The organism is Rodentibacter myodis (assembly GCF_001999305.1).
Taxonomy (GTDB): Bacteria; Pseudomonadota; Gammaproteobacteria; order Enterobacterales; family Pasteurellaceae; genus Rodentibacter; species Rodentibacter myodis.
In genome coordinates this window covers 13,466-29,546 of sequence record NZ_MLHQ01000027.1, presented here as the reverse complement: position 1 = coordinate 29,546, position 16,081 = coordinate 13,466, and the positions used below count along the sequence as shown (strand labels likewise).

At 42.8% G+C, this 16,081-nt stretch carries 10 protein-coding genes; 5 read left to right on the top strand and 5 right to left on the bottom strand.

The genetic code is table 11. The features are described 5' to 3' along the window. The coding region (locus BKL49_RS12360) for a beta strand repeat-containing protein (protein WP_425271886.1) at positions 1 to 5,519 on the top strand (5,519 nt) is incomplete at its 5' end. 290 nt (positions 5,520 to 5,809) lie between these two features. Here BKL49_RS12360 and ffh read toward each other — a convergent pair. After that, a complete protein-coding gene (gene ffh, locus BKL49_RS10515; RefSeq protein ID WP_077425221.1) occupies positions 5,810 to 7,198 on the bottom strand; it encodes a signal recognition particle protein in 1,389 nt (462 codons plus the stop codon). A 141-nt stretch (positions 7,199 to 7,339) separates the two neighbouring features. Here ffh and BKL49_RS10510 point away from each other — a divergent pair, with 141 nt between their 5' ends. The 4 genes from BKL49_RS10510 to BKL49_RS10495 all read left to right on the top strand — a co-directional run bounded on the left by BKL49_RS10510 (position 7,340) and on the right by BKL49_RS10495 (position 10,874). Beyond that, complete coding sequence (locus tag BKL49_RS10510; protein WP_077425219.1) at positions 7,340 to 8,122, top strand: cytochrome C assembly family protein; 783 nt, start codon at positions 7,340 to 7,342, stop codon at positions 8,120 to 8,122. A gap of 130 nt (positions 8,123 to 8,252) precedes the next feature. Beyond that, the gene (locus BKL49_RS10505) at positions 8,253 to 9,515 is read left to right on the top strand and encodes an HlyC/CorC family transporter (protein ID WP_077425230.1); all 1,263 of its coding nucleotides are present in this window, start codon (positions 8,253 to 8,255) and stop codon (positions 9,513 to 9,515) included. A 124-nt stretch (positions 9,516 to 9,639) separates the two neighbouring features. Continuing rightward, positions 9,640 to 10,410 (top strand): threonine/serine exporter family protein, encoded by a 771-nt coding sequence (locus BKL49_RS10500; protein WP_077425217.1) that lies wholly within the window; start codon positions 9,640 to 9,642, stop codon positions 10,408 to 10,410. Beyond that, complete coding sequence (locus BKL49_RS10495; RefSeq protein ID WP_077425214.1) at positions 10,410 to 10,874, top strand: threonine/serine exporter family protein; 465 nt, start codon at positions 10,410 to 10,412, stop codon at positions 10,872 to 10,874. The genes BKL49_RS10500 and BKL49_RS10495 overlap by 1 nt, the downstream gene beginning before the upstream one ends. Positions 10,875 to 10,909: 35 nt before the next feature. On the opposite strand, the gene BKL49_RS10490 is transcribed toward BKL49_RS10495, so the two are convergent. From BKL49_RS10490 to BKL49_RS10475, 4 genes are all read right to left on the bottom strand, one after another. Next, positions 10,910 to 12,220, bottom strand: coding sequence for a nucleobase:cation symporter-2 family protein (locus BKL49_RS10490; RefSeq protein WP_077425212.1), 1,311 nt, complete (start codon positions 12,218 to 12,220; stop codon positions 10,910 to 10,912). 141 nt (positions 12,221 to 12,361) lie between these two features. Further along, positions 12,362 to 13,765: a DASS family sodium-coupled anion symporter gene (locus tag BKL49_RS10485; RefSeq protein WP_167367146.1), complete on the bottom strand. Its 1,404-nt coding sequence runs from the start codon at positions 13,763 to 13,765 to the stop codon at positions 12,362 to 12,364. 229 nt (positions 13,766 to 13,994) lie between these two features. Further along, positions 13,995 to 15,410, bottom strand: coding sequence for a basic amino acid/polyamine antiporter (locus tag BKL49_RS10480; protein WP_077425210.1), 1,416 nt, complete (start codon positions 15,408 to 15,410; stop codon positions 13,995 to 13,997). Between the two features lie 20 nt (positions 15,411 to 15,430). Beyond that, entirely contained in the window at positions 15,431 to 16,018 is a 588-nt protein-coding gene (locus BKL49_RS10475) for a uracil-DNA glycosylase family protein (RefSeq protein WP_077425208.1), read from the bottom strand. Positions 16,019 to 16,081: the final 63 nt, after the last annotated feature.

Below are 16,081 nucleotides of genomic sequence, written 5' to 3'. Positions count from 1 at the left end.
TGATTAACAATGGTTACACCACAGTTGATGTACTGGTAGCCGGTGATGGTGATATTACTGTGACAGCGAAAGTAACCGATCCGGCAGGTAATAGCTCTGCAACAGGTGAGCAAACTATCACAGTGGATACGACACCGCCGTCAACACCGACTATCACACCAAATGATGACGGTAGTGTAAAAGTAGATTTACCGGACGATGCGGATCAAGTGGTTGTAAATGTACCACAAGAAGATGGTTCAACCGTTCCGGTTACATTGACTAAAGATCCAGAAGGTAATTGGACAAGTGATAAACCTGAAATTATTCCAAGTCCGACAGCCGGTGAAAAAACAGCGACCATTCCTGATGATAAAGTGAAGGATGGTGGCGAAGTAACAGCAGTGGCGAAAGATCCGGCAGGAAATGAAAGCTCTGATAAAAACACGGCGGGTGATCCGGCTGATAATCCAAGTGTGACACCAAGTGACACAGATGGTTCTGTCACTGTCACACCGGGAGCAGACAACAACAAAGTGGTTGTAGAGTTCCCTGATGAAGAAGGTAATCCGGTAACCGTTACTTTAACAAAAGACCCTGATGGTATTTGGACAAGTGATAACCCTGATTACACACCGGATGCAAACGGCACAATCACTATTCCACAAGACAATGTGAAAGACGGTGAACCGGTGAAAGCAACAGGAACAAATGATGCGGGTAAAACTGCAGAAAGTTCCGATAAAGCACCGACAGATAGTCAAAATGCAGGTGTGGCTAAAGATGGCGTAACCTTAAATGGTCCTGTAAATGAAGGTGATGATCTGATTGCTACCGTTAAATTGGATAACAATAACGGCAATCCAAAATTACCATTTGGTGGTATTTCAGGTGGTGCAAATAATGGTATTACACCGGCAGAAGATGTTGGCGAGCCAAAATTTAGCAATGGTGTAACGATCAATGAAGATGGCTCATTAAATGTACCGGCAGGCGTAACCGAATTTACTATTACTTACCCAACTATTGCCGATAACAAAACTGAAGGCAATGAGACGGCTAAAGTAAGTGTAGGAGGTGTGGACGGTCCGGAAGCAACGATTACAGATAGTTCTACCACCCCTGTCGATCCGGCAGATAAACCGACTGTAACGCCAAGTGAAACAGATGGTTCTGTTACCGTCACACCGGGCGCGAATAACAACAAAGTGGTTGTTGAATTCCCTGATGAAGATGGTAACAAAGTAACGGTAACCTTAACCAAAGGTTCAGACGGAACTTGGACAAGTGATAATCCTGATTACACACCGGGTGCAGACGGCACAATCACTATTCCACAAGATAATGTGAAAGACGGTGAAAAAGTCACTGCAACAGGCACAAATCCTTCAGGTGAAAGCGATACAGGTGAAGGCTTAGCAGGCACAGATAGTGCGAATGCAGGCGTTGATCCAAGCACAGATTCAAATGGTGCTAGCGTAGGTGTCGTATCAAGTACTCCGGTAGATGAAGGTGCAAGCATCGAAACAACCGTAAAATTGACCAACAATAACGGTAACGAAAACTTAGCCTTCAGCTTGCCAAATGGCACCGCGACAGGTCAATTAAATGCTGATGACTTTGATGACAGCGCAACATTTACCTTCTCTGATGGTGTAAAAATGAATGCAGACGGTACATTGAATGTACCGGCAGGTGTAACTGAGTTCACTATCACCACACCGGTGAAAGCAGATCAAAAAACAGAAGGTGCCGAAACCGGTAAATTTACTGTAGGTGGTGTAGAAGGTAACGAAGTTACAGTTAACGACACTTCAGCAACGCCGGCAAAACCGGCAGATAAACCAACTGTAACGCCAAGCACGACTGATGGTTCGGTAGAAATTGTTCCGGGGCTTGATAATAATAAGGTAGAAATCACTTTTACAAATGAAAAGGATGAAGAAGTCACAGTAACCTTAACCAAAGATCCTGCAACAGGTACATGGGCAAGTGATAATCCTGCCTATTATGCGAATTCATCAGACGGTAGCATTACGATCCCACAAGATAGTGTGAAAGATGAAACTATTGTAACGGCAAAAGGTACAAATGACGCGGGTAACAGTGATACAGGCACAGGTGAAGCAGGTAAGGATAGTGGCAATGCCCATCTTGCTGACTCTGATGCGATTACCTTAAATGGCCCTGTAAATGAAGGTGATAATCTTGTTGCAACAATTAAGTTGAATAACAACAATGGTAACCCTTCTTTAGCATTTAGTGGTATCTCAGGTGGTGCCAATAAACCTATTAATCCGGCAGAAGATGTTGGTACGCCAACATTCAGTGATGGTGTTACGTTAAATACTGACGGCTCATTAAATGTACCGGCAGGCGTAACCGAATTTACTATTACTTACCCAACCATTGCTGATAACAAAACTGAAGGCGATGAAACAGCGAAGGTGAGTATTGACGGTGTGGATAGTGCGGAAGCAACGATTACAGATAGTTCTACCACCCCTATTGATCCAGCAGATAAACCTGATGTAATCCCAAGTACCACAGATGGTTCTGTTACCGTAACACCAGGTGCAGATAATAATAAAGTCGTTGTACAGTTCCTTGATGAGGAAGGTACTATTGTAGTGGTAACTTTAACTAAAGATTCAAACGGAGACTGGACAAGTGATAACACAGATTACACGCCTGGGGCTAATGGTTCAATTACTATTCCGCAAGATAGTGTACAAGATAGTACCCTAGTTTCTGCAACAGGTACAAATGATGCAGGTAATCGTGCGAATTCTTCGGCTTTTTCAGGCACAGATAGTGTGAATGCAGGCGTTGATCCAAGCACAGATTCAAATGGGGCTAGCGTAGGTGTCGTATCAAGTACTCCGGTAGACGAAGGTGCAAGCATCGAAACAACCGTGAAATTGACAAACAATAACGGTAACGAAAAATTAGCCTTCAGCTTGCCAAACGGCACAGGTGCAGGTCAATTAAGTGCGGATGACTTTGATGACAGCACAACATTTACCTTCTCTGATGGTGTAAAAATGAATGCAGACGGTACATTGAATGTACCGGCAGGAGTAACTTCATTCACTATCACCACACCGGTGAAAGCAGATGAAACAACGGAAGAGGCTGAAACAGGTAAATTCACGGTAGGTGGAGTAGAAGGTAACGAAGTTACGGTTAATGATACTTCTAAAGCGGATGAAACACCGAAGATTGATATTAATAATATCGCAGGTCAAGCACAGGTTACTGAAGGGACTGACGGATATGCTCAATTCTTACCTTCTAATATTGCAACAGTGGAAATCAGTAATGCCACTGAAAATGGTGTAACTAAAGTTGAAAAAGGTTTTGTTGTCAGTGGTACAACGAATAATGTGCCTGAAAATACAGAAGTAACCATTACTATTCAGCAAGCAGATAGTACAGTCTACTATACCGGTAAAGCAACGGTTGCGGCTAACGGAACTTGGGAGCTTAAAGTTCCAACAAGCACTGTGACGACAACTGTTACCGGAACTGGTGAAGATGAAGTGACAGACGTAACAACCGTGTTTAATAACCCTAAATTTGATGTATCTTATGATGTGAGCGCTACAGTGACTGTAAATGGAGAAACGATTACCGATACAGATAAGACAGAAAGTGCACCGGTTGTAACGGATATTTATCTTGAAGATAAATTAACGGATGATAATCCGGATGTTGCGAATTTCTATACGGATACCGACAAATATGTAGGTCGTGTTGATGGTATGGCTGATACTGATGCAACAAAAGCAATGACACGCCAAACCGGTTTAACTAACGATCCAAGTGCAGAGCTTCATTTCACATTGGATAAAGCACCTCAAGCAGGTCAAGTTGTTAAAGTGTTACGTTACACCATCGTTGATGGCAATGAAGGTCGTGTTGAAGATCTCACTGCCGATATGACAAATAACGGTCTTGACTACACAGTGAAACCGACAACGCCACAACCGGAAACCGTCAATACACTTTATCGTTATAAAGTACAGATAGAAGATGCAAATGGTACAGATTTATCTGAGAAAGTCTTTAATTACCGTTTAGATACGATTGTTGAATCAATGGATGTTAAAGAATTAAACTCAGATACTAATACTATGGTGCTTCAAGCTGACGGTATTTCTGAACTTGGTGCAACCATCAAGTATAAATACTATACCGGAACGGGTGAATCAGCCCTTAAAGATGTTGTTGATAATGGTGATGGCACCTATACCTTGAATCTCGCAAACTGGAATCGTAAGGTAAACGGTAGTATTACCCTTCAGATAATTGATGCCGCAGGTAACGTATCTGAAACAAAAATTAATGCTGTGAGAAACTTGTTTACAAGTTATACAGCAGATGTCGGTCCGGATCCTAATGGTACTCGATTTGATAAAGGTATTATTACAGGTTTTGCTCAATCATCTACCGATAAGGACAACGGCGCGTTTGTTTCTACTGATGGTAATGACACCCTTATTGTCGGTTTAGATAACTTTGGTGGAATGGGCTTGTATAATGGTTCCGTTGGTCGCCAAATTGCTGTTGGGGCTCAAGTTCACATTGAAATGGGGAAAGGTGACGACCATATCCAAGTTCGTGGTACAGTCCAATCAATGGGGGCGGATACCGATGGTTATTTTGATATGGGAGATGGCAATGACAAACTCACATTTAGTGAAACATTTGTTATTGGTAACTACAATATTAGAATGGGCGAAGGTAATAATATCGTTAACTTCGGTGGTACGACCGTACAAGCTGCAGGTTTAGATATTAGCTATGGAGACGGCAACGATGTGTTGCGTGCCGATGTCAATAAAGATTTTGCCGGCGGTAAAACCATTAATTTTGGTAACGGTGATAACTATATGGAAGTTGGCGCAATGCACGATAAGAATACCATCACCTTTGGTGAGGGCAGTGATGTATTTATTGCGAAATCTGTCGGAACAAAAGCACCTGCAAGTGGTGTGATTGATATGGGTGACGGTAATGATACCTTCGTGGTGAGTGGATTGTTCGCAAGACAAGAAGCTAAATTAGGTGCCGGCGATGATGTCGCTATTATGGGGGATAGAATTGAAACCGGTGCAGCGTGGGGTAGACTTGATGGCGGAGAAGGTGATGATACATTAGTACTCACTAAATCTGACGGTAAAGTTAGCTTACAAAATGTATTGAATTTTGAAGTGATTGATTTAACTGCACCAACAACCCAAACAATTGGTATCAGTAATGATTATATTAACCAAGCCAATGACACAACAAAATCTATCTATATTAAAGGTAGCACAAATGATACTGTAGACTTCGGTGATAATGGTAAATACATTGATGGTGCTAAATTTAAAGATGGCGGTGGTGTCATTAAATCCAACTGGAATTTCTGGGAAAAAACAGACTCCGATGTGATGCACGATGGTATTACTTATGATAAATATACCTATCGCACATCAGCGGGTGAGGTTAATGATGAGGCTATCTATATTCAACAAGGTGTCCAAATCATTTAATGATATCCATTAGATCCATTTAAGCAAATCCCCTAAGGTTCTCCTTAGGGGATTTTTTTATAAGGTGCGGTCAAAATTTGAAATGTTTTGCATTATTTTGTAATAAATGAACGTTATAAATAACGGCATAGTGGACAAAATAACGTGAACGGTAGGGACGCGACGCTCGTGTCCTTATCAAAAAACAAGTGATTTCAATTAGTTAAATTAAATGGCTGGTATAACATTCCTGCTATTCTCTTCGCCTTCTCAACAAGCGGAGATAGGGAAGGGGACAACCTGACAAACGACTAGCGTCTAAACATTCCGCCCAGTTTTCCGAGACCGCCCATACCGCCACCCATTAAACCTTGCATTCCACGCATCATTTTAGACATTCCGCCTTTACGCATTTTTTTCATCATTCGTTGCATTTCATCAAATTGTTTAAGCAATTTGTTGACATCTTGCACCTGCGTGCCGGAACCCAAGGCGATACGGCGGCGGCGGGAGCCTTTAATAATATCCGGATTGGCACGCTCTTTTAACGTCATTGAATTAATAATGGCTTCCATTTTGATGAACATTTTGTCATCCACTTGATTTTTTACGTGATCGGGCAGATTTTTCGCCCCCGGCAGTTTTTCCAACATTGACATCATTCCGCCCATTTTTTTCATTTCAACCAGTTGGTCGCGGAAATCGTCCAAGGTGAAGTTATCGCCTTTCTTGAATTTTTGTGCCATTTTTTCCGCTTTTTCACGGTCAACGGAACGTTCAAGATCTTCAATGAGTGAGAGAACATCGCCCATACCGAGAATTCGGGAGGCAACACGATCCGGATGGAATGGCTCAAGGGCTTCGGTTTTTTCCCCAACCCCTAAGAATTTAATGGGTTTACCGGTGATTTGGCGAATGGATAATGCCGCACCGCCACGAGCATCGCCGTCCACTTTGGTGAGGATCACCCCCGTTAGAGGCAAGGCTTCATTAAAGGCTTTGGCAGTGTTTGCCGCGTCTTGACCGGTCATTGCATCCACGGTGAAAAGGGTTTCGATTGGATTTAATGTAGCGTGGACTTGTTTAATTTCATCCATCATCTCGCTATCAACGTGCAGCCGACCGGCGGTATCCACAATTAACACGTCATAGAATTTGAGTTTTGCATCGGCAAGGGCAGCCTTGGCAATATCTACCGGATTTTGTGTTACATCAGATGGGAAGAAATCCACGCCAACGGATTGTGCTAAGGTTTCAAGCTGTTTGATTGCCGCAGGACGATATACGTCAGCAGAGACCACCAAGACTTTCTTTTTATGGCGTTCACGCAAGAATTTTGCCAGTTTTCCCACGCTAGTGGTTTTCCCCGCCCCTTGCAAACCTGCCATTAAGATGACCGCAGGCGGTTGGGTGGCGAGATTCAAACTTTCGTTAGATTCGCCCATCGCTTTTTCAAGCTCACGCTGAACGATTTTTAAAAATTCTTGCCCCGGGGTTAAACTTTTATTCACTTCTTCGCCAAGCGCACTTTCTTTTACTTTGGTGATAAATTCACGCACCACCGGCAAGGCAACATCTGCCTCCAACAATGCCATACGGACTTCGCGTAGTGTATCTTTAATATTATCTTCCGTTAGACGACTTTTGCCCGTGATGTTGCGTAGCGTTTTCGACAGGCGATCGGAAAGGTTCTCAAACATAATAAATCCTGCATTTTCTTCAAAAAAATTGGCGTGATTATACCGAAATTTGGGCGTTTTTCATCATTTCAAATAAATTTATAGCGAATTGGTGACGACAAGGATAGAATACGAACCATTCCTAATAAATGAGAAGAGATTATGTGGTTTGCTGTTTTTTCGATACTTTTTTATTTGGCAAGCGTGTTGATGATTTTGCCATTGCTTCATTCTGCGGATAAAACACAGCGTCCGAAAAAAATTCCCTTTTTTTTGACCGCACTTTCCGCCATTATTTTACACGCTGTTAGTCTTTATCCTTCTTTGCACGCCTTGGCACAAGCGCATACGTTTACCTTGGTGGAAATAGGGTCATTAATGAGTGTGAGTATTGCGGCGTTGGCAGTGTTGGCAATGCTAATGGTGAATTCAATTTGGTTTTTATTGCCCATTGTGTTTGCCTTTTCTATTCTCAATTTAATTTTAGCGGTGTTAATGCCAAGCCATATTATTCGATTGTTAAATCAAGATTCGGTGATGTTGTTTCACATTGGCTTGTCAATTTTTACTTATGCCGTTTGTTTTATTGCCACCCTTTACGCCATTCAAATTGCTTGGATTGATCGCAGCCTGAAAGCGAAGAAAACCGTGTTTTCACCGGTAATGCCTTCCTTAATGACGGTGGAACGCCATTTTTCCCGCTTGTTTGCCATTGGAGAAATCTTACTCACGCTGACGTTGATTTCCGGTATTTATCATTCTCTTGGCAGTTTGACGGCGGAAAGTCTTCATAAAGCCGTCTTTTCATTTTTAGCTTGGATTGTGTTTGGGATTGCCCTTTTTGGACATTGGAAGCTCGGTTGGCGAGGAAAAAGGATGATTATTTATGCAATTTCGGGTATCATCCTGCTCACGATTGCCTATTTCGGTAGTCGATTGATTTAAAATAAGGGCGAACCAACCAGTTCGCCTTTATCATTGAATGTGCCATAGCAGGTAGAAATTTTATCGATGTTTATTTGTCGATCTTCACATTGCCCTATGGATTATGATTAATCAACAAAAGGATTATCCCTTGGACAGTATTCCCCTTAGTAGTTTATTTATTACACTTGTCATTTGTTTGGTTTTATCGGCATATTTTTCCGGCTCGGAAACCGGTTTGCTTTCTCTTAACAAATATCGCCTGCGTTTTCTTTCCGAACAAGGTAACAAAGGGGCGCAAAAAGCCGAAAAATTGCTTGAAAAGCCCGATACCTTGCTCAGTTTTATTCTTATCTTTAATAACCTTGTGAATATCAGTGCTTCCGCCATTGCCACAATGATTGGTATGCGGTTGTATGGCGATGCGGGAGTGGCGATTGCGACAGGCTTGCTTACCTTTGTGATGTTGGTTTTTTCTGAGATTTTTCCAAAAACCGTTGCGGCAATGCATCCGGAAAAAGTGGGGTTATTTTCCAGTCATATTTTGACGCTTTTATTAAAGATCTTCTACCCACTGGTATGGTTGATGAATATTTTCACCAAATCACTCATGCGTTTAGTGGGCTTAAAACCGGATATGCAAAAACAAATGATCAGCCGTGAAGAGCTAAGAAGTATTGTTTCCGAGGCAGGTGAAGCCACACCGGATGAGCAACACCCGCAAATGTTGCTTTCCATTCTTGATATGGAAACGGTGACGGTGGACGATATTATGGTGCCGCGTAATGAAATTGGCGGCATTGATATTGATGATGACTGGAAAGCCATTATGCGACAGCTCAACCACGCCGCCCATAACCGTGTGGTGCTTTATAAAGGGAGCTTGGATGAACAGGTTCTTGGCATTTTGAGAGTGCGTGAAGCCTTCCGTTTATTATTGGAAAAAAATGAATTTACCAAAGAAACCCTCATTCGTGCGGCGGACGAAGTGTATTTTATTCCGGAAGGGACACCGCTTAAAATTCAGCTTGCCAATTTCCGTTCCAATAAAGAACGGATCGGCTTGGTGGTGGATGAATATGGCGACATTAAAGGCTTGGTAACCTTAGAAGATATTTTGGAAGAAATTGTGGGCGATTTCACCACTTCCACGGCACCAAGTATTGATGAGGAAGTGACACAACAGTCGGACGGTTCAATCATTATTGACGGTTCGGCAAACCTGCGTGATCTGAATAAAATGTTTGGTTGGGAATTGGATACGGAAGATGCCCGTACTTTCAACGGTTTGATTCTTGAACATTTAGAAGAAATTCCCGATGAAGGCACGGTTTGCGAAATTGAAGGCTTGCAAATCACCATTTTGGAAGTGGCAGACAATATGATTAAGCAGGCGAAAGTCGTGAAGCGTTAATCTCAAAATATAAAAAAATCGAACCGCACTTTTGACTTGGATCATAAGTGCGGTTTGTTTTTGGCGTGTTTTTAAATGAAATAGGTAAAATCCTTCGGTATTGATTTTTTTATTTGGCATAAATATGGAACACGAATACCAACGTGCCGTTACACGTGCTTGTGTGCAAACGGCATTGCTTTTATTACAGCACGGTGCAGAAAGTGCGGTAGTGGTGCAAATGGCACAGCGTTTAGGGGTTGCCCTTGGCGTGGAAAGTGTGGAATGTGCGCTTTCACCCAATGCCATTGTGATCACCACGTTATCGGAACAACATTGTATTACCACGGCACGAAAGAACACGGATAAGGGCATTAATATGCAAATGGTAACGGATGTGCAACGCATTGTGATTGCGGTAGAACATAAGCTCTACGATCTGAATATGGCACAAAAGAAGTTGGATAAGCTAAAACCCCTAAAATATAACCGCACTTTAGTGATTTTTATGATTGGTTTGTCTTGCGCTTCTTTCGCGCATTTATCGGGCGGGGACGGGTTGATTTGTTTCATCACCTTTGTGGCTTCGGCGGTGGGAATGTTTGTTCGACAGGAATTTTCAACACGCCATTACAATCTGCTCATTGTGTTTGCGATTACCGCATTTGTCGCCTCGCTCATTTCCGGTATGAGTTTGAAATATAATTGGGGAAACGATCCGCAAATTGCCTTGGCATCCAGTGTATTGTTGCTCGTGCCGGGCTTCCCACTCATTAACTCCTTGGCGGATATTTTAAAAGGCTATGTAAATATGGGCTTAGGGCGTTGGACGATCGCCACGATTTTAACCTTCGGGGCTTGTCTTGGCATTGTATTGGCATTGGGTGTCTTGCATATTGCAACTTGGGGGCATTAATGGCGTTTTTATTGAGTTTGATTGATGATATGTTTTTTGCCGCCATTCCGGCAGTGGGCTTTGCGTTAGTGTTTAATGTGCCGGTGAAAGCCTTAAAATATTGTGCGATTTTAGGCGCACTGGGACACGTTACACGCACTTTGTTGTTATATATGGATGTACCGATTGTATTCTCTACATTTTTTGCCTCTTGTGTCATTGGTTTTATTGGCGTGCATTTATCCCATTATTATTTGGCTCATCCCAAAGCCTTTACCGTTGCGGCGATTATTCCGATGATTCCCGGTGTACACGCTTACAAAGCAATGATTTCACTGGTGCAGATTCATCACTATGGTTATTCTGCTGAATTACTAGAACAAATGACAAGTGCCTTTTTAAATACCACCTTTATTCTTGGCGCATTAGTCTTCGGACTTGCCTTACCGGGACTGATTTTTTATCGACAAAAACCGGTGGTATAAAAGGAAAAAACACGCCTTGTCGCGTGTTTTTTGTTTTAGTTCTCTTTTGTGGCTTCTTTATCTTTCGGCAAAATAAGGTTCAAAATTAACGCTAATAATGATCCAACGGTAATGCCTGAGCCTAGCACTTCTTTGAAAAAGTGTGGAAGTTTATCAAGCAATTCCGGACGGGTTGTCACGGCTAGACCACAGCCGATTGAAATGGCAATAATTAACCCATTGCGTTTGCTACGTTCCACTTTATCCAACATCTGAATACCAGCAGCAATGATCATTGCGAACATCATCAAGCCCGCACCGCCCAGCACAGGTAATGGAATCGATACGATTAATGCACCGAACACAGGAAACAAGCCCGCAAATGCCAGTAATACACCTGTAAGAGCAACCACGTGACGACTAGCTACGCCGGTTAAGGAGATCACCCCGATATTTTGCGAAAAAGAAGAAAAAGGCGTGGTGGACATTATTGCAGCAAGTGCAGAGCCTAATCCATCTGCCAGTACGCCACCACGTAAATGTTTGCCAGTGATTTCCGTATTGGTGGCATTCCCTAGCGCAAGGAAGTTACCGCTTGATTCCACAATGGTAACTAAATAGGCAATCGACATCCCGATAATCCCTGAAATAGGGAAGGCTAAACCGAAATGCAAGGGTTGTGGCACGGCAAAAGTTTGTGCGTTCGCCACGCCCTCAAAATTGACCCAACCCAAAATAAGACAAAGGGCATAACCCGTCATCATACCGATCACAATGGCTGCCGCAGAAAAGATTCCTTTCCCCCATTGTACTAATGCCACCACGATAACAAGCACAAAACTAGCCATCATCAAATTTTCAGGCGTTGCGTAATGGACATCTCCCCGCTGTCCGCCGGCAAACCAATCCACTGCAACAGGAATTAGGCTTAAGCCTATCATCATCACAACCGTGCCGGTGACCACCGGTGGGAAAAGTTTACGAATATAGGGCATAAAAAAACTGCCGATAATCATCACCAAAGATCCCACTAAAGAAGCCCCAAGGATACCGGCAACACCATATTCACTAAAGCCGATTGCCAATGCGGCTGCAACAAAGGTGAAGCTGGTCCCCATCACACTGGGCAGACGAATACCAATTGGGCCTAAACCACGACATTGAATAACGGTGACAACACCGGAAATCAACAAGGCGGCATTCACTAAGGTGATTGTCTCTTCAGTGGGGAGTTTAAGCACATTACCGATTACCAATGGCACGGCAATAATGCCGCCAAGCGCTGCCAACAAATGTTGTGCAGCAAGTAACAAACCCAACCCAAAAGGCGGTTTGTCTTCAACAGAATAGAGCAGTTGATTGTTCATCATTGGACCTTATAAAAAAAGAAAGCGTGGATTATACGTAAAATCTGTGCAAACGCAATCGTTTGCGATAATTGATTTGGTAAAAGAAAGTGCGGCCAAAAACACAATGATTTTTGACCGCACTTTGCACCGAAAAAAGCACTACATCCAGAAAAGATAAGCAATGGTTGCGATAACAAACATACAGGTTAAATCAATATATTTGCCAACCCGGATCATATCGGAATGTTTTACATTGCCTGTTGCATAGACAATGGCATTGGGTGGTGTGCCTACCGGCATCATAAAGGCACAAGAGGCACCAAGACCAATTGTGAGTGCAAAACCCAAGGGCGGCATATTTAATGCGTGTGCGATGGAAATAAAAATTGGCACGAGTAGCGCGGCACTTGCCGTATTTGAGGTAAATTCTGTCAGAATGACAATAAACGCCGCAACAATTAATGCCATTACATAGTAATGACCGCCTTCAATAATCAGCACGATACCTTCAGCCATAATTTTGCTGGCACCAGAGTTTTCCAATACCGAACTTAATGTTAAACCGCCACCAAATAGAAATAACACGCCCCATTCTGTGTTTTCTTGAATTTCTTTCCAACTGGCAATACCGGTAACACAAATAGCAATCGCGGCGGTGAGGGCAACCATACTGTCAAAGCTACTAATAGAGGTTGGTAAACCTAATAGGCTTGAAAGACGAGGATTAATATAACCACCGAAAACCCATAGCAATGCTGTGGTAATAAAAATCACAAGGGTGAGGATTCGTTTTTTGTTTATTTTGATTTTGGCAAATTTTGCATCAAAATGCGCATTTAGCTTAGGCTTGAACACGATATATAACCAACCAATAATAATGGGGAATAAAAGGCTCATCACCGGCATTCCATATTTTAACCAATCGGCAAAATCTAAGTGTAGTTGAGAGGCGGCAATGGCATTTGGCGGACTACCGACTAGCGTACCCATTCCTCCAACCGTGGCACTATAAGCAATGCCAAGCAACACGAAAACGTAGGTGTTATGCTCTTTTTTTCTGTCGAGTTGGCTTAAAATTGTCATTGAGAGTGGAATCATCATCGCGGCTGTGGCAGTGTTACTCATCCACATTGAAAGAAAGGCGGTAGCGAAGAAAAGATAAAGCACTGCGACAAACAAGCGACCTTTTGCCAGCTGCATAATTTTATTAGCAAGCATTTGATCTATTTTTTGTATATTTAGGGCGGTTGCAAGCGCAAAGCCGCCAAAGAAGAGGAATATTGTTGGATCGGCGAAGGCAACTAAGGCTTGGTGGCTATTTACCAAACCGAGCAGCACGGATAGAATTGGCACAAAGAGGGCGGTGATGGTTACATTGACCGCTTCCGTTAACCATAAAATTGCAACAAAAGCGAGCAATGCCAAGCCTTTGTTCGCGGCAGGTTCAAAAGGGAGTGCTGCAAGTAAAATGAAGAAAAGTACCGCATCTGCGATAAAAATAATGGTATTTTTACTCATTACATCACGGTTTTGTGATTTCATCGTCACCGGGGTTTGTTGCATAAATATTCCTCAATTGTCACTTGAAAGTCGCGGATTATAGCATAGCGGAAATGTACAAAAGCGGAAAAACATCCAATCATTGATTCGTATCAAAACAAAGTGTGGTCAAAATGCGGTAATTTTTCGAGGCGAGGTAGTAAAGGTACAAATACAGTGAATTTCACGGTTTTTCTCCCGCCGTTGATAACGGGAGAGGCGGCAAGTGGAAGGATGACAGCTCTTTTTATATTTAGTGCCAAGTTACGCTTGTAAAGGCATTATATATTGCCCAAATAAACAGCAATGCAATAATGAGTAAAATCACTTTTTCCCATTGGGTGAGGTTAAATTTGCCGTTTTGATGTTGATAGCGGGAATAAAGGAAAAGGGCAATGCCCGGCACATACAACAATACGGAAAGCAATAAATAATCTAAGCCCGCTGCGTATAAAATCCACAAGCCATACAGCGAAGCGATAAAGCCGGTGAGTTTGATATACCAAGCGGCATTTTGCCGGATAGCCAGTTTGAATAAATAAGCGCCGATGAGAAAGTAGGGGACTAAAATCATTGAAGTGGAAATAAGCAAAAGTGCGTTATAGCTTTTGCCCGTAAGTAAGACCAAAATCAAACAAAGTTGCACGACCAAACCGGTAAACCAAAGGGAATTGATCGGCGTGCCATTTTCATTCAATTTGTCGAAAATTTGAGGAAATGCACCATTTTTTGCTCCACGGTAAGGGACTTCTGAAGAAAACATTGTCCAGCTAATATAGGAAGCAAGCACGGACACAATTAAACAGACAGTGATAATCACTTTACCGCTACCACCAATCATTGCTTCCAATAACCCTGCCATTGAAGGATTTGACATTGTCGCAATGGTTTCTCGCGGCAAAATACCAAGGGATAGCACGGTGATGGCAACATATAATGCCAACGCGATGAGAATACCTAATACAGTGGCAAGCCCCACATCGGTACGTTTTTTGGCGTGTGCCGACAATACCGCAGCCCCTTCCACACCGGTAAAGACCCAAAGGGTAATGAGCATCGTATTTTTTACTTGATCCGTTACGCTGTTGTTTAATGCAGTGGCTTTTATATCCTGACTAAAGGTTTGCGGGTTGAAATACCAAAGTGCGAAGAAGATAAAAAGCACGAGCGGAAAGACTTTTACGAAAGTGGCAATAAGGTTTACGGTGGCGGCTTCTTTCACCCCTTTGGCAATCAAAATATGCACAAGCCATACGATAATGGAAGAACCGATAAAAGAGGCGAGTGTATTTCCTTGTCCAAAAATGACCGCACTTTCGCTGTCTGTAAACATTCCTAAGCCTTCAAAGGCAACCACTAAATAGCCTACGATACCGATAGTGGCGCACAACCAATATCCCCAAGCGGACATAAAGCCCATCAGTTCGCCAAACCCTTCTCGGGCATAGGTGTAAATGCCACCGTCTAATTCGGGACGTAATCGGGAAATGAAAAAGAAGGACAACCCGAGGAAAATAATGCCCACACCGGTAATGCTCCAACCAATTATTAAGGCTTCTGCACCTGCCACCTCTGCCATATTTTGTGGCAGGCTGAAAATGCCTGAGCCGATCATAGAACTGAGTACCAATGCGGTTAGCGACAGTAAGCCGATCTTTTTGTTTGACATAATGCTTTCCTGAAAAATATTTACAATGAGCGGGATAAAATTGCGTTGACACGTTGTTGTAATTCGGGAATCACCTCTTGTTCAAACCACGAATTTTTCTTCAACCACATTTGATTGCGTGGTGAAGGGTGAACAAGCGGCAAAAAGTGCGGTAGAAATTGATGGTAGTTTTTTACCGTTTCCGTCACATTCAAGCTGTTTTGCGGCAAATAGTATTTTTGTGCATATTGACCGATCAAAATCGTGAGTTCGATATTGGGCAAATGTGACAAAATGGGCGGATGCCATTTTTCGGCAAACCCTTTGCGTGGTGGCAGATCACCGGATTTCCCTTTACCCGGATAGTAAAAATCCATTGGGATCACGGCAAATAATTCGGAATGGTAGAACGTTTCGCGATCAACACCAAGCCATTCACGCAAGCGATCGCCACTTTTGTCGTTCCAATAAAGGCGGGTTTGTTCGGCTTTTAAACCAGGGGCTTGACCGACAATATTAATACGCGCGCGGGTGGGGGCGGCAAAAAGCGGCTCAATATTGCGGGCGGTGAATGTTGCATTTTGTGGATCTTTGCTGATCGCCACTTTAATTTGTTCAAGTGTTTGCATTGTTTTTAATATGGTGATTTAAGACATTTTCCCTTTCTTTCGGCAATGAAAACCATTGAAATG

Excerpts from the sequence above, each read along its gene's own strand:
- BKL49_RS10510 (WP_077425219.1), top strand. The coding sequence starts at position 7,340 with ATGTGGTTTGCTGTTTTTTCGATACTTTTTTATTTGGCAAGCGTGTTG.
- BKL49_RS10500 (WP_077425217.1), top strand. The coding sequence starts at position 9,640 with ATGGAACACGAATACCAACGTGCCGTTACACGTGCTTGTGTGCAAACG.
- BKL49_RS10485 (WP_167367146.1), bottom strand. The coding sequence starts at position 13,765 with ATGCAACAAACCCCGGTGACGATGAAATCACAAAACCGTGATGTAATG.
- BKL49_RS10495 (WP_077425214.1), top strand. The coding sequence starts at position 10,410 with ATGGCGTTTTTATTGAGTTTGATTGATGATATGTTTTTTGCCGCCATT.
- BKL49_RS10490 (WP_077425212.1), bottom strand. The coding sequence starts at position 12,220 with ATGAACAATCAACTGCTCTATTCTGTTGAAGACAAACCGCCTTTTGGG.
- ffh (WP_077425221.1), bottom strand. The coding sequence starts at position 7,198 with ATGTTTGAGAACCTTTCCGATCGCCTGTCGAAAACGCTACGCAACATC.
- BKL49_RS10475 (WP_077425208.1), bottom strand. The coding sequence starts at position 16,018 with ATGCAAACACTTGAACAAATTAAAGTGGCGATCAGCAAAGATCCACAA.
- BKL49_RS10480 (WP_077425210.1), bottom strand. The coding sequence starts at position 15,410 with ATGTCAAACAAAAAGATCGGCTTACTGTCGCTAACCGCATTGGTACTC.